The organism is Mesorhizobium sp. ISC25 (genome assembly GCF_042295465.1).
GTDB lineage: Bacteria > Pseudomonadota > Alphaproteobacteria > Rhizobiales > Rhizobiaceae > Mesorhizobium.
Window position 1 is genome coordinate 4893569 of record NZ_CP135441.1, and the last position, 15501, is coordinate 4909069.

15 protein-coding genes and 2 pseudogenes are annotated in these 15501 nt (G+C 59.2%); 6 read left to right on the top strand and 11 right to left on the bottom strand.

Annotated elements, in window-relative coordinates; all coding sequences use genetic code 11:
- Positions 1 to 200: 200 nt before the first annotated feature.
- Positions 201 to 386 (bottom strand): annotated as a pseudogene (locus RQ479_RS24085) (pyridoxal-phosphate dependent enzyme); the annotation flags it as partial.
- On the opposite strand from RQ479_RS24085, the gene RQ479_RS24090 reads away from it, so the two are divergent.
- Positions 301 to 1254 (top strand): TauD/TfdA family dioxygenase, encoded by a 954-nt coding sequence (locus tag RQ479_RS24090; RefSeq protein WP_024504271.1) that lies wholly within the window; start codon positions 301 to 303, stop codon positions 1252 to 1254. The pseudogene RQ479_RS24085 and the gene RQ479_RS24090 overlap by 86 nt on opposite strands.
- A gap of 594 nt (positions 1255 to 1848) precedes the next feature.
- On the opposite strand, the gene RQ479_RS24095 is transcribed toward RQ479_RS24090, so the two are convergent.
- A complete protein-coding gene (locus RQ479_RS24095) occupies positions 1849 to 2118 on the bottom strand; it encodes a hypothetical protein (RefSeq protein WP_024504272.1) in 270 nt (89 codons plus the stop codon).
- Positions 2119 to 2976: 858 nt separating this feature from the next.
- On the opposite strand from RQ479_RS24095, the gene RQ479_RS24100 reads away from it, so the two are divergent.
- The 5 genes and pseudogenes from RQ479_RS24100 to RQ479_RS24120 all read left to right on the top strand — a co-directional run bounded on the left by RQ479_RS24100 (position 2977) and on the right by RQ479_RS24120 (position 8308).
- Complete coding sequence (locus tag RQ479_RS24100) at positions 2977 to 3282, top strand: multicopper oxidase domain-containing protein (RefSeq protein WP_370451711.1); 306 nt, start codon at positions 2977 to 2979, stop codon at positions 3280 to 3282.
- A 579-nt stretch (positions 3283 to 3861) separates the two neighbouring features.
- Positions 3862 to 4143, top strand: a complete 282-nt coding sequence (locus RQ479_RS24105; RefSeq protein ID WP_029356603.1) for an acyl carrier protein — start codon at positions 3862 to 3864, stop codon at positions 4141 to 4143.
- The gene (locus tag RQ479_RS24110; RefSeq protein WP_376702826.1) at positions 4144 to 5352 is read left to right on the top strand and encodes a beta-ketoacyl-[acyl-carrier-protein] synthase family protein; all 1209 of its coding nucleotides are present in this window, start codon (positions 4144 to 4146) and stop codon (positions 5350 to 5352) included.
- 762 nt (positions 5353 to 6114) lie between these two features.
- Positions 6115 to 7158 (top strand): annotated as a pseudogene (gene nifA / locus RQ479_RS24115) (nif-specific transcriptional activator NifA); the annotation flags it as partial.
- A gap of 583 nt (positions 7159 to 7741) precedes the next feature.
- Complete coding sequence (locus RQ479_RS24120) at positions 7742 to 8308, top strand: sugar O-acetyltransferase (protein WP_024505228.1); 567 nt, start codon at positions 7742 to 7744, stop codon at positions 8306 to 8308.
- A 307-nt stretch (positions 8309 to 8615) separates the two neighbouring features.
- On the opposite strand, the gene RQ479_RS24125 is transcribed toward RQ479_RS24120, so the two are convergent.
- From RQ479_RS24125 to RQ479_RS24165, 9 genes are all read right to left on the bottom strand, one after another.
- Entirely contained in the window at positions 8616 to 9509 is an 894-nt protein-coding gene (locus RQ479_RS24125) for an SIR2 family protein (protein ID WP_024505229.1), read from the bottom strand.
- Between the two features lie 34 nt (positions 9510 to 9543).
- Entirely contained in the window at positions 9544 to 9756 is a 213-nt protein-coding gene (nifT, locus tag RQ479_RS24130) for a putative nitrogen fixation protein NifT (RefSeq protein WP_024505230.1), read from the bottom strand.
- Positions 9753 to 10073 (bottom strand): nitrogen fixation protein NifZ, encoded by a 321-nt coding sequence (locus tag RQ479_RS24135; protein ID WP_024505231.1) that lies wholly within the window; start codon positions 10071 to 10073, stop codon positions 9753 to 9755. Before RQ479_RS24135 ends, nifT begins: the two co-directional genes overlap by 4 nt.
- 85 nt (positions 10074 to 10158) lie before the next feature.
- A complete protein-coding gene (locus RQ479_RS24140; protein WP_024505232.1) occupies positions 10159 to 10353 on the bottom strand; it encodes a 4Fe-4S binding protein in 195 nt (64 codons plus the stop codon).
- Positions 10354 to 10382: 29 nt separating this feature from the next.
- Positions 10383 to 11864 carry a nitrogenase cofactor biosynthesis protein NifB gene (gene nifB, locus RQ479_RS24145; RefSeq protein ID WP_024505233.1) on the bottom strand — a complete coding sequence of 494 codons (1482 nt, stop codon included), beginning with the start codon at positions 11862 to 11864 and terminating at the stop codon, positions 10383 to 10385.
- A 273-nt stretch (positions 11865 to 12137) separates the two neighbouring features.
- Positions 12138 to 12209 (bottom strand): helix-turn-helix domain-containing protein, encoded by a 72-nt coding sequence (locus tag RQ479_RS24150; protein WP_245467364.1) that lies wholly within the window; start codon positions 12207 to 12209, stop codon positions 12138 to 12140.
- 702 nt (positions 12210 to 12911) lie between these two features.
- Positions 12912 to 13493 carry an alpha/beta fold hydrolase gene (locus RQ479_RS24155; protein ID WP_338101325.1) on the bottom strand — a complete coding sequence of 194 codons (582 nt, stop codon included), beginning with the start codon at positions 13491 to 13493 and terminating at the stop codon, positions 12912 to 12914.
- Positions 13494 to 13884: 391 nt separating this feature from the next.
- Complete coding sequence (locus RQ479_RS24160) at positions 13885 to 14184, bottom strand: ferredoxin family protein (RefSeq protein ID WP_024505235.1); 300 nt, start codon at positions 14182 to 14184, stop codon at positions 13885 to 13887.
- A 12-nt stretch (positions 14185 to 14196) separates the two neighbouring features.
- A complete protein-coding gene (locus RQ479_RS24165; protein WP_024505236.1) occupies positions 14197 to 15501 on the bottom strand; it encodes an FAD-binding protein in 1305 nt (434 codons plus the stop codon).

Sequence of the window (15501 nt, forward strand, 5' to 3'; positions counted from 1 at the left end):
AGGAGCGCATCGCTCGTCTTGCCCCATTAAGTGCAGTCACAGTCACTCAGTCTCAAAAGCCATGCCAACGCGCTCAGCGCGCAGTTAGCGCCCATTGCTTCGAAAAACCTCGTCAGTGCCCAGATGTTGGTTGTAATGAACCTGACATTTGTCTGACGCTGTCAGCTTTTGGACACGCGATCACGCGCTTCGTGCCGCCAGGCCAGGCCGAGCCCTGTGTTGCCAGCGGTCGCTTCGATGATTGTACCGCCCGGCGCGAGCTGGCCACGCTGTTCGGCATTAACGATCATCGACAACGCAATGCGATCCTTGATCGATCCGCCGGGATTTTGGCTTTCGAGCTTGACGAAGAGAATTCCTGACTCCGACGTTGTACCGCTGACCAGCCGTGTTGGAGCTGAAATCAGAGGAGTTCGCCTTGGTGGAGACCTTTCGGACGCAGCGATAGCAGCCATCAACCAGCTTCTTCTAAAACACAAGGTGATCTTCTTCCGCGGCCAGGAGCATCTCGACGATGCGGAGCAGGAATTGTTCGCGCGGCGTCTGGGTAACCTTGTACCTCATCCCACGCAGGGGCCGGCAGCCGGCACGGCCTCAATCCTCAATCTCGATTCCGGCCGTGGCGGTGGCAGGGCAGACCAGTGGCATACCGATGTGACTTTCGTCGATGCCTATCCGAAATTCTCGGTCCTACGTGGCGTCGTCATTCCGGCGGCGGGGGGCGACACGATCTGGTCCAACACGCACGCCGCGTACGAGAATCTGCCGGCGCCGCTCAAAATATTGGCGGACAATCTGTGGGCTATTCATAGCAATGCCTACGACTACGCAGCCGTGCGCCCGCGCGCCACAGCCGAAGAGAAGAAGCACTTCGAGGAAGTTTTCACATCGACGATCTACGAGACCGAGCATCCGGTCGTGCGCGTCCATCCGGAAACCGGGGAGAAGTCGCTGCTGCTCGGCAATTTCGTGCAGCGCCTCGTCGGCCTTTCCAAGAGCGATTCCGCCAAACTCTACGAGGTGTTCCAGTCCTACGTCACTGCCCCGGAAAATACCGTGCGGTGGCGCTGGCAAGTAGGCGACGTCGCTATCTGGGACAACCGTGCTAACCAGCATTATGCGGTCAACGACTATGGCGACCAGCACCGGGTTGTGCGTCGCGCTACGGTTGACGGTGACGTTCCGATCGGCGTCGACGGTCGCCGCAGTATAACCCATGTCAAGGCAGCCAAGCCGGCGGCGAAGGCAGCCTGACCGTCTGAACAGGGTAAAGATGAAAACTTCGTATCGCCGCGGCCATATCGCGCTGCTTAACCGCCCCACAAAGCCTTATGATTTCCGAGAAGCAAGGCGAGTTGCGGGCTCGAGGCTTGGCCCGAAATCGAGGTCCTGCAGCGTGGCGCATGGCTCGAGTCGCTGCTCGTGGCCCCGCTGCAGCGGTACAGGTCCCCCACCGCCCCACCATCTCGCCCGCCCTGCACCTCGGATAGCGATCATTCACCGTTTGTTCATTATGATAGCGCACGATCATAACTGGACATGCTGGTAGCTCGTACATGCCTGAAGGCCCTGCGCGCCGACCCAGCGCCGGGGCCTTTTTACTTCCGCAAAATCGATTCCAGCAACGCGGGCACTTCGCAGGATGTCGGAATCCCGCGCTTGCGATGATACGCCGTACAGCGAATTGCGCGAGTCAAACGAATTTGGGTTTCTCAAATATAGAATCGTCGATACCGATCCTGATGGATCGAGCCTCGACGACGAAGTCAACCATCTTCAAACGGAATTATTCAACATTGCCGAGAGCTCCCGGTGTGCCGTCGAAGCCGACATTGGGGAGGTCAGCGGTCACCAACGATCATGGTGATCGCCAGCATCTTTCGTATTCACATAACCGTCGGCCTTGTACTTTCCCGAGGCCATGACATGAGTGGGTCTTCCAAGCACCGATTTGGCCCGGTAGGATTTGCAGGGGGCGCGGACAAGCGGATGAACAAACGGAATGATGCCGGAAAACTGCGCGCGCCTGCTGGGATTTAGCCGACCGTCGATAGGAACATAGCCCTGGTCGACGGCTTTCTGAAGGGCAAGAGTTTCGCCGACCTGGCTCAGGAACATGGCTTGTCGACAACGAGGGTGCGCCAAATCATCGAGAAGGCCGATCGGCTCGTGGGCGGCGCATTCAGACCAAGACTGAAACGTCCAACGCCTCGCCTCGGTCCGATTTCATGGTCGACTATCCCTATGTGTGCAAATGGCCGAGAAGCACCGGCTGGGTAGCGTCACGCCGCATCATTCTTTGCGGAGCTGGAGCGCGCGGGATCGCTGGAGCGGCTGGTGAAAGCGGTTGCCGGGGCGCACAACACGTGAGCTGGCGCCTCGTGTGGCAAAAGGAGAGGGCGAGAGCCCATGGCCTGCAATGAAGCGATCAAGCATTGCGATCGTGGAACCAAGCTAGTCGACCATCCGGACCGCGGCCTTCAATGCCAGCTCGCCTTGGAATCGGCCTTCCAGGAATTGGCTGAGCGCGCAGCGGAATCCGGCTGGACCGAGGAGATAGCCACGCGCTCCTCGAACTCGCCGGCGCGCGCCTCAGGAGCGACTCCGCCAATGACAGACTGAGAGGACGATTAATCGTGCCAGGGCAACGAGAGAGCGGCAGGTTCAAGAAGCTTCGCCTGAACCGATAGGAACGTCGCTGCGCCAATAAAATTGGCGGTGAAGGCTGACCGCGGCCGAGTCGGGCAAGCGAGCGAAGTGCTGAAATAAGGGCGTGAGAATCCAAGACATCGTTTGTAGAGAGCATCGAGCTTCGCGAGATTGTGGTACAGGATCGACCGCAGGTGTTCTCGCAGCGCTCGCAGAACCCGGGATTCTTCCGCGGCACCCGCCAAGGCGAAGAACGGTCAGAGTTGCACGATAACGTTTAAAAGCGAGCCTTCCTCCGAAAGTCTGCGCGCGCAGTTCCACGGTCCGATGCGCTTTCATAGCTATTCCAATCGCCGCGCCCATCCTCTCCCGGATCAGGTCCAGCGGGTCTGCAGTGCATGCGCCCCCAAAGTGGACGCCATTGGGCCGGGTGAACCGGGCTCGATTGCGCGCCGAAGGCCCGTTCCAGGCCCGGAAATCCGGGTCCGTCAGGGCGAGCGCGTGCGGGTCGAGGTAGAGAACGGCCTTGCCGAGAAAACGACCGTGCACTGGCATCGCGTGCGTGTGCCACATGCCATGGATGGCGTGCCTCACCTCACGCAGAAGCCCGCGAAAAGGCAACGGAAGATCTAGCATTTATGGGGGAAATGTTTTTTCGGAGTGCTTGACCCGCAGGAAGGGCAGGGCATGACTGCCTATCGCCCGACCCGGCCGGCCGCACTCATGACCGGCTGGGCTCGGTTAATCCTGCATGCCGCGCCCATGAGGTTGCGCTCTGTCGGGAGTGCGTCGAGCACAACGACGAGATGTAGTTCACGATCTTTGAAACGCGTGTCAACCATCCAAAGTGTGGATGCCTTTCATCGAAACAAACGATTTCATCAATGTTCTGGAATCCTGCATGGGCAGAACAGAAACCGCCCGAAAGGAGATTTTTCATGCGCTCTACCGGGCAGTGGAGTGCTGGGAAAGGGAGTTGCAACTGACCGGGTCCGACTTCTTCCGAGTCTATGGACAGACTGGGAGACGCGCACGGTGTAGCGGCTCACATCGTCATACTGCACCTACGCCACACACCGGCCGGACCTGATCCGGCTTTATGAGCATTGGGCTTTGTCAGTTGCCCAAGCGTGATGGCTTTCGCGACGCGGCGCGCCTCAGGAACTGAGCCGCGTCCAGGTCGAAACGCGGGAAAGAAAGACAGGAAACAGAATGGCCGATCAATTCGCAACGGACGTCATTGCCCTGATCAAGAAACGCGCCGAGTCGGAGAGCGGTGAGGGAATGCCTGCGTCATTCGTCGGCGAGATAACAATCGCCACGGAACTGGACGCGCTCGGGTTTGATTCGCTGGGTTTGGCGGACGTCCTCTGGGATGTGGAGCAGGCCTACGGCATCAAGATCGACATGAACACGGCCGATGCCTGGTCCAATCTCAAGAATGTCGGCGACGTCGTGGAAGCCGTCCGCGGCTTGCTTGCGAAGGAGGCTTGAATGGACAGGCGCGTCGTTATCACCGGAGTGGGCGGCCTGTGCGGACTGGGCACCGACGCCGCCTCTATGTGGAAAGAGATGCGCGAAGGCCGCTCCGCCATCGGCCCGATCGCCAATTCCGAGCTTCATGACCTGGAGGGCATGACCGGCGCTGAGATCAAGGCGCTGCCCCAGCACGACATCAACCGGGGGCATCTCATCTCCATGGCCCGCTTCAGCTTGCTCGCCGTGCTTGCAGCGCGCGAAGCCATGCGGCAGGCCGGACTTTCCTGCGACGAGAGGAATGCCCATCGCTTCGGCGCGACAGTGGGCGTCGGCGGCTTGGGCTGGGATGTGATGGAGGAAACTTACCGGGCCCTCCTTTTGGACGGCGCGAGGCGAGTTGGCATCCTCGCTGTACCCAAAACGATGCCAAGCGCCGCCGCCGCCCAGGTGAGCTTGAGCCTCGGCTTGCGCGGGCCGGTCTTCGGGGTGACCTCCGCATGTGCCTCGGCCAACCATGCGATCGCCTCGGCGGTGGACCAGATCAAGCTGGGCCGGGCCGACGTAATGGTTTCCGGAGGCAGCGACGCACCCTTCGCATGGGGCGTGCTGAAAGCATGGGAAGCAATGCGCGTGCTTTCACCCGATACCTGCCGGCCCTTCTCCGCCGATAGGAAGGGCCTGGTGCTGGGCGAGGGTGCGGGCATGGCCGTGCTGGAAAGCTACGAGCATGCCACGAGGCGTGGTGCCACAATTCTTGCCGAGATCGCCGGCGTCGGCCTTTCCGCCGATGCCTTCCACATTGCCGCGCCATCTGTCGAGGGGCCAGCGTCGGCGATGCGCGCCTGCCTTGCCGATGCCGGGCTGAATGCCGAGGACGTCGACTACCTCAACGCGCACGGCACCGGTACCAAAAGCAATGATCAGACTGAAACGGCGGCGATCAAGCGTGTGTTTGGAAACCACGCTTATTCGATGTCCATCTCTTCCACCAAGTCCACGCACGCGCATTGCCTCGGCGCAGCGAGCGCGCTTGAAATGATCGCCTGCGTGATGGCAATCCAAGAGGACGTCGTGCCGCCGACCGCCAACTATCGCGAGCCAGATCCCGCTTGCGACCTCGACATCACACCCAATGTGCCGCGCGAGCGCAAGGTGCGCGTCGCCATGAGCAACGCCTTCGCCATGGGCGGTACGAACGCAGTTCTGGCATTCAGGCAGGTGTAGAAGCCATGCAAGACGCCTCATTTGAGGTCACCTGTCGTATCTAGCTGCTTGAGGGGCGGGGCATTGTGATACAGGGAGAGCTGTGGGGTCCCTCCTTCTCGGCCTCGACGATTTGGAAGGAGCCTGTGCGGCGAAACGGGCTAGACGCCCCCAGGCCCAGAACTTGGGCGAAACCAACTCCCACCAAAGGACAGCCGGTTTAGTAGCCGAACAATGAAACCTCGCTCGACGAGCCGCCGTCTCTACTGTCTCCGGCCTCACGCGGTTGAAGCGAACAGCGCAGCAGCTACTGTTCCGCACAACTCGGATGGCAATTGGGACAAGTCCGCACATGTCGTCACGTACGCTGAACGCCGCAGGTACAGCCAAACTGGGGCGGGGCGTTTCTGCCGTTTTGATAGAATTCTATCAAACTGACAATTTTCCTTGCATAAATGCAAGGAGAGCTCGGTTGACTCCCCTCCTTTCTTGTCAAGGATGAGTTTGCAGGCTGCGGTGCGGCAGAAGCCGGACAGAACAGCGACCGGTCGAGTAAAGGCCTGCGCAAACCGCATATTGCGAGCGCCCGCGCGGAGGAAGACGCTCGTCCTGGTGAAAGGCAACGATGCTCAGGCGCCATTGCCATTTGCCGAGGGCGTCCGCGCGCCGAAAATTTCGAAGCAACAAAGGTGAGATCGAGAATGATGATGACGAAATACAACACAGCTCACCGTCCAGTGCAGTTCTACCGGCGGGTGGCGGAGTGGGATGGGCTGCCAAATGGAACGTAAAAAGATCAGCAAGGAGATGCTTGGCGATAGTCAGGCGCTGCGCAAGCTGCGTGAGCACCTTGTCAAGGTGGCCAAGGCGAAGACTACGGTCCTGTTGCGAGGTGAATCCGGAACCGGTAAGGAGCTGGTTGCCAAAGCCATTCACGAGCTCTCGCCTCGCGCCAAGCAGCCCTTCATCAAGGTCAATTGCGCGGCGCTCACCGAGACGCTTCTGGAATCTGACTTGTTCGGTCATGAGAAGGGTGCCTTCACCGACGCGAGCAGTTTGCGCAAGGGGCGCTTTGAGGCTGCCGACAAAGGCACATTGTTTCTGGACGAGATTGGCGAAATATCAGGTTCGTTCCAGGCTAAGCTGCTGCGTGTCCTGCAGGAGCAGGAGTTTGAGCGCGTCGGCAGCAACCACACCATTAAAGTTGATGTTCGCGTGATTGCCGCAACGAACAGGGACTTGGAAACGGCAGTTCAACGCAAGGAGTTCCGGCAAGACCTCTATTATCGCATCAACGTCGTCACTTTACGCGTGCCGGCATTGCGCGAAAGGCGAGGTGATATTCCGCTCTTGGCCGCTCAGTTTCTCAAGAATTTCAATACTGAGAATGATCACACGCTGACCTTCGCTCCCGAAGCGATTGAGGTGCTAATGAACTGCGAATTTCCAGGCAACATCCGAGAGCTCGAAAACTGCGTTCAACGGACGGCAGTTCTGGCGACGGGTCCATCAATCCTCAGAACTGACTTTGCCTGTTACGCGGATCAGTGCTTGGCCGCGGCGCTGTGGAAGAACGGACCGCCGACGTCAGAGAAGTCGACTACGATCGAGCCTTCCGCCGCCTGTGCCGCCCCGCCCGTCGGCGACGGGCAAGCGCCGATAGGCCCTGCCACGAGTCGTGGTAGGGTGCCCGATGCCGATACGGTCATTGCTGCCATGGAAAAGTGTGGCTGGGTGCAGGCAAAGGCGGCGCGCCTGCTCGGTTTGACCCCGCGCCAGATCGGCTACGTGCTGAGAAAACGCGGTATCGAGATCAAGCGTCTCTGAAACAACCCGCCGAGCAAGAGCTGGAGCAGGTCAAGCATTGGTGCTCTGGCGAGCCCATCGGCCAGGCTTACGAAGTGGGTGTGAACAGCGCTGCCAAGATTCCGGCCGTGTGCTTTCTACCACGTAGTCATACTGGGGCTCTGCGACTGACAAACTAAAAAGGAGTAATCCTATGGCTAGGAACTTCGCTCTACACCGCAAGGGCAAATCAATTCGACGTGCCTGGATCCAGAAATAATCGATGTATTATTGGTGACACGCCAGCATGCGTAGAGGCGACGCGCAGATCTCCGCTGGCGGGACCTGGTCGATACATTAGCTGATGGCTTACCGCTCGATATCACGCAATCTGAGATGGGCATGAAAGTGAGTTCGACCGCTGGACAGTTGCCGACCTCGTCAGGTATTGGCCCCTGCGACCGGTTGATCTGCGATATCCAAATTCGCGGAAGTTGGTCGAGACGAAACTGTCGCCCCGGCTCGTGACCGACCGCGCGCCCGGCAAGACCGAGTTACAAAGTTGCCGAGGCAGTTTGATGTGCGTTCCTGCATCACTGTACGGGACACGACCTGACGGGAGACTATGATGCGTAGCCAAAAAGAAAAGATGCTCGCAGGCGAGTTTTACAATGCGGCGGATCCGGAGATCCAAGCTGACCTGTTGGCCACCGGGGCTTGGCTCAAGCGGTACAATGATACGCTGGGGCAGACCACGGGGCATTGGCATGAGCTTTTGTCCGAGCGGCTGGGAGAGGTTGGGCGCGGAACGGTCATCCGTCCGCCCTTTTTTTGCGACTACGGATTCAATATCCGCATTGGAGCCAATGCCTACATCAACTTCAACTGCGTTATTCTTGACGTGGTAGAGGTCAAAATCGGGCAAGGAACGGCAATTGGGCCTGCTGTGCAGATTTATACCGCCGATCATCCACATGATGCCGAGCAGCGGCAGGCCGGCCTGCAGGTCGGGCGTCCTGTTCACATTGGCAGCCGTGTCTGGATCGGCGGTGGAGCAATCATTCTGCCTGGCGTCACGATTGGTGATAATGCAGTGGTAGGCGCTGGCTGCGTGGTCACACGAGATGTTCCCGCCGGGGCAAAGGTAGTGGGAATTCCTGCTCGCGTGGCCGACCCACATAAACAGGCATAATCAACCTCGTTGACCCTGGAGGTGCATGCGAACTGTCGAAACTGTGCCGAATTTTTGTCGAAGCCATTGAGCGCTGCATATGTTGTCGCGACTCGGGCGCTTCAGTTCTTTTGCCACGGGGGTCACAAGATCATGTGCGTAATGCCGCCGCAACGTGCTCACGTCCCGCAGCAGCGGACCCTTTCACATCGCCCAACGAATTCAGAGCCTACGTTGTGCTGCCACTAGCATTACTACTCACGAATGTATTCCCAACTGAGTTTTCGCCCTTGGAGGCAAGCAGCGACTCACCAGCAATCGCCGGCCATTAATCCTGGCTAGCATCGACCCCGACAAGGCGAGCCGCGGCGTTGCGGATCGGCATGTCGATGACCGTGATTGCGCCTTCGGCAAGGAAACGACGTTCGTTTCTGGTCAGCGTAGCCGAATCGATCACCGCAAAATGTGGGCCAGTGGAGCGCTTCATCAGCTGTCTGGCATATGTGCGCAGCATCTGATCGTTGAAGCGGCAGCCCACGAAGAAAAAACCCCGGTTGACGCGCCGTTGCTTCACCGCGTCCGGGATCGGCGTCTGGATATCAATTTCGGTTAGGACTTCGACGTAATCGGAATCAGCCACGAGGAAGTTTGCCGCCGGCCTGACGCTGCCGTGCGGCGCATAGAGCACCGTCCTAGCCACTTGTTCGGCCTCGAGTTCTGTTCCTGACAAATCGTAAGTTCTCGTCCAGATGTTACCGATTCCGGTCGCGCGCGTCGTTCCTTGTATCTCGACAACGTCTGTTTGGCCGGCCTCTGCAAGGGCTGCTCGCATGGCGCCATCGTACCAGCTGTCGATGATGACAGACAGTTGAAGGGTTGCGAGCCAGGCGTGAAGAACGGTCGGCTCGGCGGGGGCTGCGAATATCTCCGCCATCCACGCTTGGAGAGTCCGACGATGTCGGCGCTGCTCGATAAACTGCGCGACCGACCACATATTGGTGCGAATCCTGGAAGGGGCAGGCGCCCGCTTGTTGAGGGCCGCGGCGACATCTTCAGGGGTGCAAGGTACAGGTGATTCCGGTGGGTTAAGCTGCAGAAGACCAGGACCGAGATAGGGGATCACTCGATCGGCCTTGAGAGCGCCGTTCAGCAGGTCAATCAGTTTTTTGGCAAAACTGCCCCGGACGACGACGAGATGGTCCCAGCTCAGCATCGTGTTCATACGCGTTTCCTCTCCGCCACTGAACCCACCGGCATCAGGCCCCGTCGGAAATCTTCATCGCCTCGACGGTGATCGGCAAACGCGTGTCGCGCGGAAGGTCGGGCAGCATGAGCCGCCAACCGTTCCTGAGCGTCACGGTCCCGCCCCATAAGTCAGCGTTCTCAATCTCGGTGATCGGCTCTTCGAGATCCTTCTTGGGGACATAAGCCGACAAGCCAGTAGCAGTCCTGCGAATCATTACTTTCATCCGGCTGTTCCCCCGTTGGAAATGCCTTCAGCTCCGCAGGGAACCTCGACTTTGTCGAGGCTAATGAGTTCGCGCGCTCGCATGCCGACGACCGTGCCACGATCGATCCATTCGACCGCATAGATGAAGAATTGCTGGAGAAAGGTTCCAATGTCGCGCACGTAGCCTTCGTCGCCCTTCCGCACGAGGTTTTCGCCGATCTCCTTGCCGGGATAGGTGCCGTCGTTTTTTATGTGGCGTATCGCACGGACCCGCTCACCCTGCATGAACCGTGGCGGTCTGCCGATTTCGACCTCCTGTTCGCGTCTGGACCACATGCTGTCCATTCCTTTCTCGAGGCTTTTGTTGTGGTCGCGGGTTGCAGGCGTCGTCGTGCGGCGAACCCGACCGTTTCGGTAGGAATCAAGCGGGAACGCAGGTTTTCGGTACCGGACAGACCGACACGCATTGCTGCGTATCGAAGGCCTCCTTGCATTCGGTGCACTTGTTTGGATCGATCACATAGGCGTCGCCCTTGAACTTGATCGCTTCCGAAGGACATTCGAACTCGCAGGCCCCGCATTGGGTACATTGGGATGCGATGATCTTTAAAGCCATTCTAACTCCTGGTTATCGGACGAGACGGCTCAGGCCGTCGCCGCTAGTGGTCTGATCCCAAACTCTGCCGCGTAAAGTGCGCTGACTGCGGTCTCGATGTAGTCATGGCCATAGGCGTCGGTTACGCGCAGTCCAGCTCGCGAGAGTTGTTCCTTCGGGCGATTTCCGATCTTGGCGCATAGCACTATGTGTATGCCTTCGAGCGCTGCGATGACGCCCTCGAGGATGGCGTCTTCGCCCCCGCCTCCGAGGCAATACCGCTCGACCTTCCGATGCCCGACCAAGCTGATCCCTCTAGGCGAGACTTCATAAACCTGGAATTCCTTCGCGTGGCCGAAGTGTTCGTTGACCCGTCCACCTCCCTTAGTGGCCACCGCAACCAGAAGCGACTTTTCGGAGTCTGTTGCCTTGACCATACCGATGGCCTCGCTCCTCGCCGCCTCATGATCACGGCGCTCGTGTGCGACCACCTGCCGATAGGCCTGACGCTTGCCAGCATCGTAGGCGACATCGTCGGGAATCCCGTCCAGCGTGAATTCCTGGCCACGATCTTCACCGAGCAGGCCGACAGCATCTGCCCGGCACTGCCGGCAGTGGCGCATCAACTTGGCGCCACCTTCAAGTCGATCCTGAAGAGCCATCATCTCCATTGCCGTTGGGCCGCGCTGCCCGATGAGTCCGTAGTGGGTACCGTGCGCCGGGTCCGAAATCAGAGGCATCACGTTGTGCAGAAACGCGCCCCGCTCCCTGACCATTTTGTTCACCTCAAACAGGTGCTGGTCGTTCACTCCAGGAATCATCACCGAGTTGATTTTGGTGAGGATGCCGCGCGCGCTCAGCATCTCCAGGCCCAGCATCTGCCGCGCGTGCAAGATTCGAGCGGCTTCGATGCCGAAGTAGCGGCGATTTTCATAAAAGATCCATGGATAGATCTTCGCGCCGACTTCCGGGTCGACCATGTTGATGGTGACCGTCACGTGATCAACATTCATTTCGGCAAGCTCGGCGACATGGTCCGGCAGCACGAGCCCATTAGTGGAGACGCACAGCTTTATGTCGGGGATTTCCCTGATGACGCGGTCGAGCGTTGCCTTCGTTTTCTCCCAATCGTAACAGGCATCCCCCGGCCCAGCGATGCCAAGAACCGAAAGCTGCGGAACTTTGTTGGCAACGGCGATGACCTTGCGTAGCGCTTGGTCGGGCGTCAACTTCTCAGACACAACACCAGGCCGGCTCTCGTTGGCGCAATCGTATTTGCGATTGCAATAGTTGCACTGGACATTGCAAGCCGGCGCGACCGCCACATGCATACGCGCGAAATAATGATGCGCTTCCTCCGAAAAGCAGGGGTGATCCTTGATCCTTTCCCAAATAGCCGGATCCCCTTCGCCCGGGCTGGTCGGCGACGAGCCGTAGGAGGACGATGCGCAGCCACCGGATTTCGCGGCTGCCAGAAAACCCTCGGATGTCGTGCTAGTCGGCCCCTCAATCGAAACTGTCGGTGAGGACATCAAACGGCTCCGTTGCTGGTAACGTCGCGGTTCAAGGTGCAAGAGCCATACCAACTGAAAAAAGCGGCTTCAGTTCACTATTCGGGTCGATATCGCATTGTGTCAGGCCGGCGCGACACAATTTTGTCCTGCTTGCGACAGTGCAAGTCCAAATCCGTTCAGAAGCACGAAGCACTCCTTGTCGCGCACAGGGCGCGCAAGACCACTGGCCTGACGATTGGCTCATCAGGCTCTTAGAAGTTCCTTCACCTCGATACTATGCCGGCGTATCGCCTAGCCGACTTGTCGCAGCTTGAGGCCGAGAATTCGAGCCGCATTAGCCTGAACCCAGCCGGCCTTCTCCATTGTGTCGATCAGCCGTCACGCTCCGTCCGCCGCGGTCCCAGCCCCCGTCCGGCCGTATCGTTAGAATCGCAAGTGCCCATCTCGTGTTCAGGCGGGCGCCGATGCGCCGAACCGGCATCGTGCTGGCCCGTGAGAGCTCGTCGATGACATTGCCACGTTCCGAAAGATTGGTTCCTTCCAGAGGAGAACGCCAAGCACGCAGTTCTCCGGCTCGGACGTTGCCGGGGAAATAGCATTGCGAGATCAGCTCAACTGCCGACGGCGCAAAGCCATGGTTCTCCATATTTCAAGGGTAAGCGCTGTGTCCTTCCAGGAGGACCCGCGATCTGTGGGCCTGCCGATTCTGAGGTGGATCGGAGATCGGCTTGTGTCTGAACTTGAACTTACGATTGACCCTGAGCGGCAGCCTCGGCGTTTTCGAGGGTGATCAACGGCGCTGTTGGTCGGCGGCATTGGTCGATGGACGACAAGGCACGGAGTCATCTCCGAGACCCTGGAGCCGACGCGGTGATCTCGGAGGTTGCCCGGCGCTACGGGCTGCGGCCGCGGCGGAACGCTCGCAAGCTTGCGACGTCGGCAGGACAGGCCACTCCCGCCTAGTGGTTTCGGTGGCGCCACCGGAACGACCCGTTGGGCCTATCCGTGCACCAGAGCTCAAGGCCACGGCCTGAGAATCGGCCGCCGCTCACCCTACTTGGTTCCTCAGCCGACTGCGCTAAGAAGGAGAGCAACTTCCGTCGGCGCGAGGATCATTGCGTCGTGGCCAGTGGCGAGTTCCTGCCACGCCCAGCCATCCTGCTTCGCGACCCATTCTCGCGCTCCCGCCATCGGCGGGTGGAGTGGATTAGTGCAGACGACATAGGTTCGGGGTCTGCCGTTGCCGAGCGGGTGCTCGAGCTTAAGTCCGCTTTCGTAGGTGCCTGCCGGATGCGGTGTTATCCGGCGCCGCACCCAGTCCGTGAGCGAGTGTCCCTCGGGAATGCCGAATGCTGTTGGCGGCGGAGTCGGCATGAAGATACCCCGTCCTTCCTCCGCAACCAATTTTCGACGGGCGGCGACGATGTCGGGGGGCATGGTGCTGAATACACTTTGACCGCTCTCGACGATGGCGCCGTCGAGATAAACGAGATGGCTGATATGGTCGGGTATCCGGTCGGCGGCGCCGGTGATGCTGATGCCGCCTAGACTGTGACCGACAAGGATCACATCGCTCAGCTCTTCCGTCACAATGTGGTTGACGATGTCGGTCACGAATGTGTCGGGCGTGATGTCCTTGCACAGCAAATGTGCGCGTTCGCCGACACCTGGTCGGCGTGGTCACGTGGCATCCCATCTTGCGAAGATTGGCAGCCACGTCCCGCCAACACCATCCGCCATGCCAGGCACCATGCACTAGCACATACGTCTTTGCCATGGGTTGTGCCGTTCCACTTGCTCACCGGCCGTTGTGGCTGCCATCCGGCACGATGGCCGGGCGTTGTCCCAAAGGGGCTCGACCACGTGACCGGTGATAAGTCCGGCGCACAGGGCAGCGCCGTGGCCTGAGGACACCGCTAACGAGTCAAGGAAATTTGAATTGCGAAAGGCCAATATTCACTAGCTCTTTGCAAGTGGATGGAGAGGCTCATGGTGTGCCGCAGTTGCTCGCTGCCGGCATGCTCTTGGCACCGGCTGATCATCCGAACTTGAACAGGACACCAAAGCCGCCGCGCGGATAGTTCCACTCGATGTCGCCGCCTTTCTCGCACAATATCCGGCAGGTGCCGCATTCCATGCAGCCGTCGGCGGTGATCTCGACTTGACCCTTGTCATTCAACTCATAGCATTTCGCCGGACAGACGTAGGTCAAGGCAAGCAAGTTCGCGCTTGGCTTGTCGTGCGGTCGCACTATGATATGGGGGCGGCCGGAATCGACCAGATAGCGGTTCTGGTAAAGTTTGTCCTCGACACGAACCTTCGTCACTGCGATCGTCATCTTGTACCCTCTTCAGCGCCATGCCAATGCCAGGCGGACCGCGTCGCTGACCAACCCCCAGCGCGAGCGCGCGTTGATGAAGGCGGCCGTGGTGTTCTTTTCCTTCTCGATCTTCGGCGTGCCGTCGACACGCATGAAGTTCTGAGCGGCATGCGACATCAACCGCGGATAGCTGTCAAAAAAGTTGCTGGAATTGGTGTGGAGTAAGGCTGGCATGTCCTTGTATTTCTTAAGATCCTTGATCACAAAGGAGTCATCCAGCATCGTCTTGTAGAGCGCAAGGTTCGCTTTGGTCATAGGACCGTTGCGGCTTTTGACTTTGATGATCGCCTCAGCCGCGACGCGACCCGAGGTCATGGCAAGGTTCGAACCCTCACGGTGAATGGCATTGTTCAGTTGCGCTGCGTCGCCGACGATGACCCAACCGTCGCCGAAGAGCTGCGGAATGGCCCTGTAACCACCTTCGGGGATAAGATGGGCGGCATATTCTTTCACCTCCGAGCCAGCGATCAGCGGCCGGATCGAAGGATGGTTTTTCATCGCATCCAGGAGGGCGGACGGGCTCTCCATCGTCGCGGCGAAATCCGAGACCAGGCAGCCGATGCCGAGTGAAATCGACTCCTTATTGGTGTAAAGGAAGCCGAGCCCGGCCATGCTGCGAGAGATCGTGCCCACGGCCTCGATTACGCAGCCTTCATCGCCCTTGACACCGAACCGCTGGCCAATGACCTCTTCGGGCAAGAAATGCATTTCCTTGACGGCAAGCGCCACGGTCTCCGGCTTCGGCATCTCGCGCAGGCCTGCGCGAGTGCCAAGCAATCCCGACACCCCTTCTGCGAGAACGACCACATTCGCGAAGACCACTCCGCCAGCCCGGTCTGTGCGGACGCCGATCACCTTGCCATTGCCATCACGGACGAGTTCCGTCGCGGTCGTCTCACACAGGACCGTCGCGCCAGCCTCGCGCACCTTGCGGGAAAACCATTTGTCGAACTGGGCGCGGATGATCGTGTAGCGGTTGGGTTTCGCCTCATTGAAGTCGTCCGACCGGTAATGAATTCCGGTGTGAGACGTGTCGTCCATCACCCAAAGTCGCTGTTCGACCAGGTGCCGCTCGAGGGGCGCATCATCGCGGAAGTCCGGGATGATCTTCTCCAGCATGTTCGCGTACATTATGGCACCCTGGACGTTCTTGGAGCCCGGATATTCCCCGCGCTCCAACTGCAGTACCTTCAGCCCCTGGCTTGCCAAAGTGTAAGCAGCTGCGTTTCCAGACATGCCAGCTCCGACCACAATGGCATCGAATTGTTCAATCAT